At 65.6% G+C, this 11,733-nt stretch carries 12 protein-coding genes; 11 read left to right on the top strand and 1 reads right to left on the bottom strand.

From position 1 onward, the window contains the following. Positions 1 to 11 precede the first annotated feature (11 nt). The 11 genes from VHK65_02220 (at position 12) to VHK65_02170 (ending at position 9,010) form a co-directional block, all read left to right on the top strand. Positions 12 to 1,292: a 3-isopropylmalate dehydratase large subunit gene (locus VHK65_02220; protein ID HVS04966.1), complete on the top strand. Its 1,281-nt coding sequence runs from the start codon at positions 12 to 14 to the stop codon at positions 1,290 to 1,292. Beyond that, a complete protein-coding gene (locus VHK65_02215; GenBank protein ID HVS04965.1) occupies positions 1,292 to 1,789 on the top strand; it encodes a 3-isopropylmalate dehydratase small subunit in 498 nt (165 codons plus the stop codon). Before VHK65_02220 ends, VHK65_02215 begins: the two co-directional genes overlap by 1 nt. Next, positions 1,790 to 1,969, top strand: a complete 180-nt coding sequence (gene lysW / locus VHK65_02210) for a lysine biosynthesis protein LysW (GenBank protein HVS04964.1) — start codon at positions 1,790 to 1,792, stop codon at positions 1,967 to 1,969. It begins immediately after the preceding gene. Position 1,970: 1 nt separating this feature from the next. Continuing rightward, positions 1,971 to 2,825, top strand: coding sequence for a lysine biosynthesis protein LysX (gene lysX / locus VHK65_02205; protein HVS04963.1), 855 nt, complete (start codon positions 1,971 to 1,973; stop codon positions 2,823 to 2,825). Further along, positions 2,822 to 3,895 (top strand): [LysW]-lysine hydrolase, encoded by a 1,074-nt coding sequence (locus tag VHK65_02200; protein ID HVS04962.1) that lies wholly within the window; start codon positions 2,822 to 2,824, stop codon positions 3,893 to 3,895. The genes lysX and VHK65_02200 overlap by 4 nt, the downstream gene beginning before the upstream one ends. Continuing rightward, positions 3,892 to 4,944 (top strand): N-acetyl-gamma-glutamyl-phosphate reductase, encoded by a 1,053-nt coding sequence (gene argC, locus VHK65_02195; GenBank protein HVS04961.1) that lies wholly within the window; start codon positions 3,892 to 3,894, stop codon positions 4,942 to 4,944. The genes VHK65_02200 and argC overlap by 4 nt, the downstream gene beginning before the upstream one ends. Positions 4,945 to 4,946: 2 nt before the next feature. Then, positions 4,947 to 5,741: a [LysW]-aminoadipate kinase gene (locus VHK65_02190; protein HVS04960.1), complete on the top strand. Its 795-nt coding sequence runs from the start codon at positions 4,947 to 4,949 to the stop codon at positions 5,739 to 5,741. Next, entirely contained in the window at positions 5,726 to 6,898 is a 1,173-nt protein-coding gene (locus VHK65_02185) for an aspartate aminotransferase family protein (protein HVS04959.1), read from the top strand. Before VHK65_02190 ends, VHK65_02185 begins: the two co-directional genes overlap by 16 nt. A 298-nt stretch (positions 6,899 to 7,196) precedes the next feature. Next, a complete protein-coding gene (locus VHK65_02180; GenBank protein ID HVS04958.1) occupies positions 7,197 to 8,063 on the top strand; it encodes an ice-binding family protein in 867 nt (288 codons plus the stop codon). A gap of 179 nt (positions 8,064 to 8,242) precedes the next feature. Beyond that, entirely contained in the window at positions 8,243 to 8,593 is a 351-nt protein-coding gene (locus VHK65_02175; GenBank protein ID HVS04957.1) for a YggT family protein, read from the top strand. 96 nt (positions 8,594 to 8,689) lie between these two features. After that, a complete protein-coding gene (locus VHK65_02170) occupies positions 8,690 to 9,010 on the top strand; it encodes a YggT family protein (GenBank protein ID HVS04956.1) in 321 nt (106 codons plus the stop codon). Between the two features lie 62 nt (positions 9,011 to 9,072). Here the strand turns inward: VHK65_02170 and VHK65_02165 are convergent, their stop codons facing one another. Then, positions 9,073 to 11,619 (bottom strand): hypothetical protein, encoded by a 2,547-nt coding sequence (locus VHK65_02165; protein HVS04955.1) that lies wholly within the window; start codon positions 11,617 to 11,619, stop codon positions 9,073 to 9,075. Positions 11,620 to 11,733: the final 114 nt, after the last annotated feature.

Here is an 11,733-nt window from a genome sequence, read left to right as displayed (position 1 = left end):
AGGGAAACCCAATGGGAACACTGACCGAAGAGATCTTCTCGCGACGGCTCGGACGGAATGTCCATGCCGGTGAGATCGTGGTCGCACCGGTTGACTACGCCATGGCGCACGATGTCACCGGCCCGCTGGCGATCGAGGCCTTCCGCAAGCTCGGGGTCCCGCTCTGGGATCCGGAGCGCGTCATCATGGTTTTCGATCACATCCTGCCGGCGAACACCGTGGCGTCGGCCGGCCTCCACAAGATCGTCCGCGACTTTGCCGACGAGTACGGCGTGACGCACGTCTTCCAGGAAGGCATCTGCCACCAGCTGATGGTGGAGAAGGGATTCATCCGGCCGGGTGGCATCGTGGTCGGCGCCGACTCGCATAGCACCACCTATGGCGCGCTCGGCTGTTTTTCGGCGGGATTCGGATCGACGGACATCGCGGTCACCTTCGCCACCGGCAAGACCTGGTTCCGCGTGCCGGAGACGATCCGGATCAACCTTCGTGGGGCACTGCCTCCTGGCATCTTCCCCAAGGACCTCGCGCTGAAGGTGATCCGAATGCTGGGCGCCGAGGGCGCCAATTACCTGGCGGTGGAGTGGGGAGGTCAGGCCGTCGAGGCCATGAGCGTGGACGAACGCCTCACGCTCGCCAACCTGACGGTTGACTTCGGCGGAAAGGCGGGTCTGTGCGAGCCCGATGAGCACACTCGGGCCTACCTCGGCGAGGCCGCGGTGCTCGACCTGCACCCGGTCGCTCCCGTGTACCGCAGTGTCATCGAGGTTGACGCGGAGAAACTCGAACCGCAGATCGCCTGCCCGCCGGCGATCGACAACGTCCAGGACCTGAGCGCGGTCGAAGGCACGGAGCTCGACGAGGTGTTCGTCGGCAGCTGCGCGAACGGCCGGATCGAGGACCTGGCGATCGTCGCCGGCTATTTCAAGGGCAAGCAGGTTCACCCGCGCACCCGGACGATCGTCGTCCCCGCCTCCAAGCAGATCTACATGGAGGCGCTGGCCCGCGGCTACATCCAGACCTTCATGGAGGCCGGCGCGCTCGTGATGAACGCCGGCTGCGGCCCCTGCCTCGGCCGTCAGCACGGCGTGCTCGGCGCCGGCGAACGCGCGCTCTCCACTAGCAACCGGAACTACGCCGGTCGGATGGGCAGTGCGCAGGCCGAGATCTACCTCGCGAACCCGGCCGTCGCCGCGGCCTCGGCGCTGGCCGGCGCGATCGCCGATCCCCGCCTGCTCCCCGTCCCCGACCTCCCCAGGCGGGTGTGGGAATTGGTTGGAGTGAGGAACTGATGGCCAGGGTCTTCAAGTTCGGTGACGGGATCTCGACCGATGCGATCATCCCGGGCCGCTACAACGTCACCACCGATCCGGCCGCGCTGGGCAAGGCCTGCTTCATCGAGGCCCGGCCCGACTTCGCCGGCAGCGTCCAGGCGGGCGACGTCATCGTCGGCGGCCGCAACTTCGGGTGCGGCAGCTCGCGCGAGCATGCCCCGATGGCGATCAAAGCGGCCGGCGTCCAGGCGGTCGTGGCGCGCAGCTTCGCGCGGATCTTCTACCGGAACGCGATCAACATTGGCCTGCCGGTGATCCAGTGCGATTCGGTCTACGACGCGGTCCAGGACGGCGACCCGGTCTCGATCGACATCCGTTCCGGCGGCATTGATGTCGGTGGCAAGATATTCCAGGGGGAAACACCCGGGCCGGTGGCGGTCGCCATCATGGAAGCCGGGACGCTGATCGACCTGATCAAAACACGCGGCTGGGCCGCGATCGAGGAGGTGTCGTAAATGGCAACTGCAGTAACCGCGAAGTGTCCGGAGTGCGCGGCCGATGTCAAGCTCGCGGCGGACGTCGAGAAGGGCGAGATCGTACCCTGCAGCGACTGCGGCGCGGAGCTGGAAGTGGTCGAGCGGGACCCGGCCGAGCTCCGCCTGGCGCCCGAGGAAGAGGAAGACTGGGGCGAGTGACGTGAGAATCGGCGTTCTGTGCTCCCGCATCCGTGCCGAGGAGAAACTGCTCTTCGAGGGCTTCGCCCGCCGTCATCTGGAGATCGAGAAGATCGACGACCGGGAGCTGGTCTTCGACCTGGCGGCGCAGCCGAGGCACTTCGACGTGGTGCTCGAGCGCTGCCTACACCACTCGCGGGCGCTCTACTCGCTGCGCATCCTCAACCAGTGGGGCGTGCCGACGGTCAACACCTACGAGGTGGCGCTGACCTGCGGCGACAAGATCAACACCACCACGTCGCTGATCGCCGCCGGCGTTCCCAGCCCTCGCACGCTGATCGCCTTCACGCCCGAATCGGCGCTCGAGGCGATCGAGACGCTGGGCTATCCCGTCGTGCTCAAGCCGGCGGTCGGCTCCTGGGGGCGATTGCTGGCAAAGATCTCGGACCGCGACGCCGCCGAAGCGCTGCTCGAGCACAAGGACACGCTCGGCTCCTACCAGCACGCGATCTTCTACATCCAGGAGTACGTCGACAAGCCGTCGCGCGACATCCGCAGCTTCGTGGTCGGCGATGAGACCATTTGCGCCATCTACCGCGAGTCGTCTCACTGGATCACGAACACGGCCCGCGGCGGCCAGGCTCGCAACTGCCCCGTGACCCCCGAGATCGACCGTCTCTCGCGCGCCGCGGCCGGCGCCGTCGGTGGCGGCGTACTGGCCATCGACCTGCTCGAGCACCCGGACGGTATGGTCGTGAGCGAGGTCAACTACACGATGGAGTTCCGCAACAGCATCGACACCACCGGCGTCGACATCCCCGGCCGGATCGTCGATTACGTGCTGCGGGTCGGCGCGCTCGAGGCGGTGCCGGCGTGATCACCGAGCTGACCGCGCAGACCGAGCCTGTCACCGAATCCGGCATCGAGCTGCTCGAGGAGATGGTGTCGATCCCGAGCGTCTCCACGCAGGAGCGCGAGCTGGGCCAGTGGCTGGTGTCACGGCTGCGGGCGATGGGCTTCGCCGCGAGACGGGACGAAGCCGGCAACGTCATCGCCTTTTGGGGTAGCGGGCCGCGCGAAGTGCTGCTCCTCGGACACATGGATACGGTCCCCGGGTTCATCCCGGTGCGGCGCGAGGGGAATCGGCTATTCGGCCGCGGTGCAGTCGACGCCAAGGGCCCGCTGGCCGCCGCTATCACGGCGGTGGCGCGGCAACCCGACGGAGCCGCCTGTCGCTTCACCGTCATCGGCGCCGTCGAGGAAGAGGGCAGCTCGCGCGGGGCCCGTCATCTCGTGAACCGGAAGGCGCCCGATCAGCTCGTGATCCTCGAACCGAGCGGGTGGGACGCCGTCACGCTCGGCTACAAAGGCAGCCTCAAGCTCCGCTACCGGCTCTCCCAGCCGATGGGCCATGGCGCCGGACCCAACGAGAGTGCGGCCGATCGGGCTACCGCCTTCGTGCGCCGCGTGCAGGATCATGCGGCCGCGCAGGGTGAGGGGCTCGGGACCTTCGAGCGGCTCGACGCGCGCATCCTTCGATTCCATGCCGACCACGACGGTTTCCGCGACACCGCCGCCATGACGGTCGGGTTTCGCCTGCCCCCGAACTTCGATGTGCCGTCCTTTCAGCAAGAGTTGGAACAATGGGCGCAAGGCGCCGAGCTGCGCTTCGAGTATGCGGATGCCGCCGTTCGGGCGGAGAAGAACACGCCGGTTGTGCGAGCCTTTCTCAAAGGTATCCGTGACGCTGGTGGCACGCCGCGGTTCAAGATGAAGACAGGAACCTCTGACATGAACATCCTCGCCCCCGTCTGGGGCTGCCCGACGCTCGCCTATGGACCCGGCGATTCCAAGCTCGACCACACGCCGGACGAGGCGATGGACCTCGAGGACTTCGCCCGTGGGGTCAATGTGCTGACCACGGCGCTCAACCAGCTGGCGCGTTGAAAACCGCGGTTATCGGCGGGGCCGGTTACGCCGGCGGAGAGCTGCTTCGACTCCTCCTGTCGCATCCGGAGGTCGAGGTGACGCAGGTGACGTCCGAACGCCTCGGCGGAAAGTTCGTACACACGGTGCACCCGCATCTCCGGCGGCGGACCGAGCTGAAGTTCCAGTCGCGAGAATCGCTACAGCCGGTCGATGTCCTGTTCCTGGCGCTGCCCCACGGCCAGACCAGCAAGGAAATCGACCAGCTGCAGACGCTGGCGCCGACGATCATCGACCTCTCGGCGGACTTCCGCTTGCGTGACCGGGCCGGCTACCCGACCTGGTACGGCTGGGAGCATCCGCAGCCCGCCCTGCTCAATGACTTCGTCTATGCGCTTCCGGAGCTGCACCGCGAGCAGATCCGCACCGCTGACCGCCTGGCGGCGGGTGGCTGCCTGGCGACCGCCGCCATTCTTGGCCTCTATCCGCTGACGCGCGCCGGCGTCGTCGACCCTTCGATGCCGATCGTGATCGAAGGCAAGACCGGGTCTTCTGCCGGCGGCGCGGAGTCGGGACCGGCGTCGCACCACCCCCATCGCAGCGGCGAGATGCGATCGTTCGCGCCCACCGCGCATCGGCACAGCGCCGAGATCATCCAGGAGCTGGGTCTTCAATCTCCCAACGGCCATGGTCCCAAGATCGCCTTCTCGGCGACCGCCGTGGAGGCGGTCCGTGGCATCCTGGTCACAGCCCACGTGTTCCTCAGCGACGACCTCACCGAGAAAGATCTCTGGAAGATCTACCGTGCGGCCTACGCCGATGAGCCGTTCATGCGGATCATCAAGGAGTCACAGGGGATCCACCGCTATCCCAACCCGAAGATCCTGTCCGGTACGAACTACTGCGATGTGGGCTTCGAGCGGGACCCGCACTCGCGTCGCGTGGTCGTCATGAGTGCGCTCGACAACCTGATGAAGGGCGCGGCCGGCCAGGCGGTGCAAGCACTCAACATCCGCTTCGGATGGGACGAGCGAACCGGCCTCGACTTCCCGGGCCTGTACCCCATTTAGCCGTGCTGGTCATCAAGATCGGCGGCAGCCTGACCGACTTCGACCCGTTGCTGCGCGATGTCGCCGCCTGCGAGGAGCCGCTGGTGCTGGTGCACGGCGCCAACAAGGAGCTGAATGAGCTTTCCGCGCGGTTGAGCCATCCGCCACGAATGGTCACCTCCGAACGAGGCGAGATCAGCCGCTTCACCGACGCGATCACCATGGATCACTTCCTGATGGCCTACGCCGGCAAGCAGAACAAGCGCATCGTGGAGCGGCTTCGCGCCCTGGGTTCAAACGCGGTGGGCCTGACGGCGATGGACGGAGGCATCGCGATCGGCCGGCGTAAGCCGGACCTGCGCATCAAGGAAGGCGACAAGGTCAAAATCCTGCACGGCGATCACAGCGGCAGCATCGAGCGGGTCGAGCCGAAGCTCTTGCGGCTGCTGCTCGACAATGGTTACATGCCGGTCATCACACCACCCGCGATCAGCCACGAGGGCGTCGCCATCAATATCGACGGCGACCGCCTAGCGATGGAGATCGCCAGCGCGCTGCAGGCCGAGCGTCTGCTGATCTTTGCCGACACCCCCGGCTTCATGCGCGACGTCAGCGACGAGCGAAGTGTGATCCCATTGATTCACCTCGATGAGGTCGAGCGGATATCGGAATATGGCAAGGGACGGGCGCGCGTCAAGCTGCTGGCGGCGGCACAGGCCATCCGCCGCGGCATCAAGGCGGTCGGACTGCTCGATGGGCGCGGTGAGCACCCGCTGATGCGCGCCTTCGAAGGAGCGGGGACATGGGTCACGACCTGACCGCGACGCACACCCAGCTCAGCCCGATTCCACTGCACGCGAGCCGGGGGTTGACCCTCGTTCGCGGCGAGGGGTCGTACCTGTGGGATGACAAGGACCGGCGATACCTCGACCTGATGACCAACTATGGTGTGAATCTCCTCGGGCACGCCCACCCGCTGGTGACCGATGCCATCAAGCTGCAGGCGTCGCAGCTGACCAATGCCCACCAGAGCTTCGACACGCCGGCTCGCCAGGATTTCCTCGACGCATTGGGTGCGCTGCTGCCCCCACCCCTGAGCCGGATCTCCTTCGGGAACTCGGGCGCCGAGGCCGTCGAGGCCGCGCTCAAGTATGCGCGCGTCGCCACCGGACGCATCGGCATCGTCGCCACCCACCGCGCCTATCACGGACGTACCTTTGGCGCCCTTTCCGCGACTGCTGACGCGAAGTATCGTGACCCGTTCGCCCCGATGCTCGAAGGCGTCCGTCACGTCCCGTTCGATGATCTCGAGGCACTGGACAAGGTGCTGGACGACTCGGTCGCGGCGGTGATCGTCGAGCCGATCCAGGGCGAGGGTGGCATCCGGGTGCCCGCCGACGGCTATCTGAGAGGGATCCGCGAACGATGCGACGCGCGCGGCATCCTTCTGATATGTGACGAGATCCAAACCGGGTTTCGGACTGGGAGCCCGTTTGCCTTCACCCGCGAGGACATCGTGCCCGACATCCTGTGCCTTTCGAAGTCGATCGCCAACGGCCTGCCAGTGGGCGTGACCGTGGCCACTGAGGCAGTCAGCGACCGAGTGCCTAAGGGCAGCCACGGGAGCACCTTTGCCGGTAATCCGTTGGTCTGCGCCGCCGGTGCCGTGACGCTCCGTGTCCTCTCCGACGAGACGTTGCATGCTCGCGCAGCCCAGGCGGGAACGCGTTTTCAAGAGCGCATTCGCGACCTCCGGTTGCCGCTGATTCGCGAGGTTCGCGGCCGGGGCATGATGCAGGCCGTCGAGCTCAAGAAGCCGGTGACCGTCGTGATCAAGGCGATGCAGGAGGCCGGCGTGCTCGTCCTGCCCGCAGGGGGAACCGTCATCCGGTTCCTGCCATCGATTCTCATCCAGGATGCCCAGCTCGACGAGGGAATCGACGTGCTTGCCGAGGCGCTTCGCCAGGCGCGCTAACCAACCAACACCCCCGCATTTGCAGGAGGCGGGGCGGTCGCCAGTCGGTAAGACTGACGGGATGCATGCAGCACCCGAAAACAGCGCGACGACGCACTTTGGATGAGCTTGCTTTCGGACCGTGAAGCGGGCGCCTTGTCGCTCTGGTTTGAGTCCGGGCCCAGTGGTGTCCTCTTCGTTGACCGCGGCGCCGCGCCGGTTTCTTGGTGGAAGGACTCAAGGAGGGAACCCCTATGACCTGGTTAACACGTTCCCCGATTACCTCGATCACGTGACAAGAGGAGAAACCATGAACCGCATGACTAGATTCGCAGCAGGAATCCTCGGCACATTTGCGCTCCTCTGCGCGGCTCCCCTTTTGGCCTCCGCAGCCCCCCCGCCCTCTCTCGGCGCGGCGGCGAATTTCGTGGTCTTGGGCGGGGCCGGGGTGACTTGCACCGCGTCCAGCGTCACCGGAAACGTGGGTTCCAAGCTCACGGTGACCCGGACCCCAACGTGCAGCATCGCTGGAGCCATTCACCAGGGGGACGCGACGGCCGTTAGCGCGTTCAACGCGTTCAACACCGCATACACGAAGTTCAACCTCCTGCCATGCGACCCTGGCAAGAACCTGACCGGGCAGGCGCTCGGCGGACAGACACTGGTCCCCGGTGTGTACTGCTTCGACACAACGGCGGACCTCACCACAGGCATCCTGACGCTCAATGGGCCGTCATCGGGGGTCTGGGTATTCAAGGTCGGGACCGGCATCACAACAGGCACCGCCCAGGTGGTCATGGCCGGCGGCGGGTCAGCCTGTAACGTCTACTGGGTACTCGGTACAACCGCGACCATTGGGACGGGCACGAAGTTCCTGGGAAATATTCTCGCGGGGTCGGCCGTCACCTTCACCGGAACAGGCTCCAGCCTGATGGGCCGTGCCTTGGCGAAGACAGCCGTAACGATGACCGGCACCACCATCTCCGCCTGCGGAACTAGTGCCGGCGGCGGCGGCGGCGGCGGCGGCGGCGGCGGCGACAAAGACAAGGACAAGGACAAGGACAAGGACAAGGATCACGAAGGTGATCATGGGCACGGCGATCATGACAATGATGGCGACCATCATGGTGGCGACCACGATGGTGGCGAGCACGATGGTGGCGACCACAATGGTGGCGATAAGTAAGTAGTTAGACGCCAGAGGCCCCTTCGGGGGCCTCTTTCATTGCCGGGATCTTCGAGCGATATCCGCGTCTTCCAGTCGAACTGATCGGGCTCCTGGAAGCGGTCATCCGGGCAAAATAGCGGCCGGTCCCCCGGCATTTGCAGGAGGCAAGGCGCCTGCCAGTCGGTAAGACTGACGGGATGCAAGCAGCACACGAGAACAGCACGACGACTGTCACGACCGATCGACCTGGGTACAGTTTGCGGGCAGAGCAGGCCGTCTGGCTGCTCGCGGGAGTGGTCGACGCACTCCTGGCCATTCGCTTCCTATTCAAGCTCCTTGGCGCTTCGACCCAGGCAAGCTTCGTCACGTTCATTTACGACCTGACCCAGGTGTTCGTCGCGCCCTTCCATGGGATCTTCAACACGGCGGCCAACGGCCATAGTGTTTTTGAACCCGAGTCCCTCGTCGCCATCGCCATCTACTCGTTGATTGGCTGGGGCCTTGCCAGCCTGGTCCGAGTCGTAACCCGAGGCGGCGCTTCCGCGTGAACCGCATCGCTAGGAGGCGCTGAGTCTCCGCAGGACTGCCTACAGATTCTCCGTTACACGGGGATGCAACAATCACGCGAAAACAGCACTACGACTGTGACGACCGATCGACCAGCGTACAGCTTGCGGGCAGAGCAGGCTGTCTGGCTGCTTACGGGAATCGTCATCGCGCTTTTGATCATCCGCCTTCTGTTCAAGCTGCTCGCCGCTTCGACCCAGGCAAGCTTCGTCACCTTCATCTACGACCTGACGCAGGTGTTCGTTGCCCCGTTTCATGGGATCTTCAACACCGCGGCCAACGGCCGTAATGTCTTTGAACCCGAGTCCCTGGTCGCCATTGCCATCTACGCGCTGATCGGCTGGGGCCTTGCCGCCCTGGTGCGGGTCGTCACCCGGGGCGGCGCGCCCGCGCGCTAAGCCACGCTCTGGCGTTGAATGGGTAGATCTCCCTCCCTTATTGGGGGAGGGAGATCCAGTCCTCAGTTCAAGACGAGCGTGACCGTGACCGTGTGCGTTTTGCCGCCGCCCGTCCCGCTGATCGTAAGGGTAAAGGTGCCGGTGGTCCCACCGCCGGTGTTCACCGTCAGCACGGAAGACGTCGTTGCCGGATTCGGGCTGAAGCCGCCCGAGGATCCGGAGGGAAGCCCCGCAACGGCAAGGTTGACTGACCCTCTGAAGCCATTGAGCGCGTTGATGGTGATTGTGTACGTTGTCGACCGGCCGTGTCTGATCGTGCGGCTGGTCGGCGAGGCACTGAGCGAGAAGTCCGAATTGACGACCAGTGTCACCGTCGTCGAATGGCTCAGGCTGCCGCTGGTTCCGGTGAGCGTCAGGGTGTAGGTACCGGCCGGCGTGTTCGACATGATGCTGACCGTCAGTGTCGATGAGGTAATCGCGGGGTTCGGGCTAAAGGTCCCCAGCGCCCCGATCAGCGGCCCACTCGCGCTCAGCGTGACCGGGCTATTGAAGCCGTTGATGGGTGTGATCGTCACGCCATAGGTCGTGCTCGTGACGCTGCCACCAACCGACGCACTCGCTGGCGTGGCGCTCAGTGAGAAGTCTGGCGCGGCATTCACCACCAGCGTGGCCGGGGCTGAATGGCTCAACGTGCCGCTCACTCCCCTGACCGTCAGGGGATAGGTACCGGTCGGCGTCGTCGTCGCGGTGGTAACGGTGAGGGTCGACGAACCCGTCGCCGGGTTAGGAGTGAACGTCCCGTTTGCCCCGCCTGGGAGACCATCAACGCTCAGGGCCACCTGGCCGCTGAAACCGCCGGCCGGCGTGATCGTGACGGTGTAGCTCGTTTGGTTTCCGACCACGACGGTCTGGCTCGCCGGCGCGACCGACATGCTGAAATCGGGCGCCGACACCGGGCCGGTGCTGATCGCGAAATTCTGCGTGGTCCATTGGGCGAGGCCGAGAAGGGCCGGCCCGGCCAACTGGTTGCTGCCCCAGACGACGCCCGCGTTGCTCGGGTCGGGCGAGGCGCCGGAGTAGTCACCCCAGCGACACGGGTTAGCCGTGCAGTTGCCCTGGAAGAGGGTCTCCTGGTCGAAGGTCGCACTCGTCCCAAGGACGACTTCACCGGCGTCCATCTGGCCCAGCGGTGTCGAACTCCCTCGGGTCTGTGCGCCGATCACGGCCAACGTCGATCCACTCCCCCGGTTGTAGAAGACCCCGGCATCATTGCCGGCAGACGACGGCGAAATCGCACCGTTGAAGACGTGGTCCGTGGCGCTGCCGATCTCGCCCTCCTGGAGCACGGTAAGCGTCGACGGTGCGAACTCATCCCAGCGGACCACGGCGCGCCCGGTTGCCCCGGCCACAGTGTGCTGGGTCCAGACCGCCTCGACGCCTCCGGCCGACGGGTCGCGGAGTTGCACCGCCTGGGTCAGGCGTCCATCGAGGCTGTCGAGCAGGTAGGTCGTGCCCGGTTGGGGCACGCTCGGCGGAACGCTGAACGTTCCGACGGTTATGTCACCATCGGCAACCAACGTCGGTCCGGGGGCGAAATGCCAGACCATGACCTTCGACTGTGGCGCGGTCGAATCGTCGTGGGCGCCGACGATGTATCCGGGCGATGATCCGTCCGCGGTGTTGGCCGGCACTGGGGTGAAGGCCAGCGAGCCATCGGCGTTGTGCAGGAGGTGCGTCGCGTCCGCGAAGTACCACGCCGACACCGGCGAGCTGCACGACGTGTCGCCGGCGAGCGGCTTGGGGATCGCCCAGATGTTGGCGGTGACGAAGGGGTAGGTCGGCACGGTGTCGCTGGACACGTTGGCGCCGATCGTGATGAAGTTGGCGTCGTGCCCTAGCTTGGGATAGTCGTTCAGGCTGCTCCCGGTGCCGACGCCGTAGCGGCACCAGCCTCCTGGCAGGCTGCTCGGGTCGGCGGTCTTCGTCCAACCGAAGAGCACGTAGTTGTTGCTTGTCTGGAAGCCGATGAGCGCATAGATCCAGCGGTTCGACTGCGGATCCCATTGGATCTGCACATCCGTCGTGGCGAGGCCGGACGGGGCGCCGACAAAGCTCGCCAGGTCAAGCGCGGCGACGCGGGCCAGCGTGCTGCGATTGAAGACCCCGACGAATTGGTTCACAAACTCCACGTAAAAGTTGGGGCCGATCGCGCCCGTGGTGTCCGGCGGGGTAACCCCGTTACCCTCGTCGGAAGCCGATAAACCGGGCTGATTGACGTTATTGAAGATCGCCGCCAACGGCTTCCGTGCCGCCGGTCCCGGTCCAACTGGAGAGGGAATCGTCGGTACGGCGTGGATCGCCGCCGCATCGGCGCGGCGCTTTGCCGCAGCGAGGGCGGCTGGATTCATCGCGCGGACGGGAACCACGCCTGCGTGAACCGGAGCCGAAGAGTTTGTCGTCCGCATCGTGGTTACCTGGGCACGCCCAACCGGATGAAGGATGGTTTTCGCCCCCAGGGCTGAAACGGAGCGGCCTGGCGCGGCACCAGCACCGACCTGAGCAAGCAGGACGACGGCGGCACCAAGGGCGAGCACGGGCGCGCGGATCAAGACGCGGCGCGCTAGGCGCGAACGTGCAAACGATAGATGGTTGGTTGACATGACTTTCCTCCCCCGAACCCCCGCTAATGCCGAAAGATGTGATCGGAATATGACGCGGACCTG

It is taken from the genome of Candidatus Dormiibacterota bacterium, assembly GCA_035544955.1.
Lineage (GTDB): Bacteria > Chloroflexota > Dormibacteria > CF-121 > CF-121 > CF-13.
The sequence above is the reverse complement of the archived record's forward strand: the minus strand, read 5'-3'. Positions and strand labels throughout refer to the sequence as shown.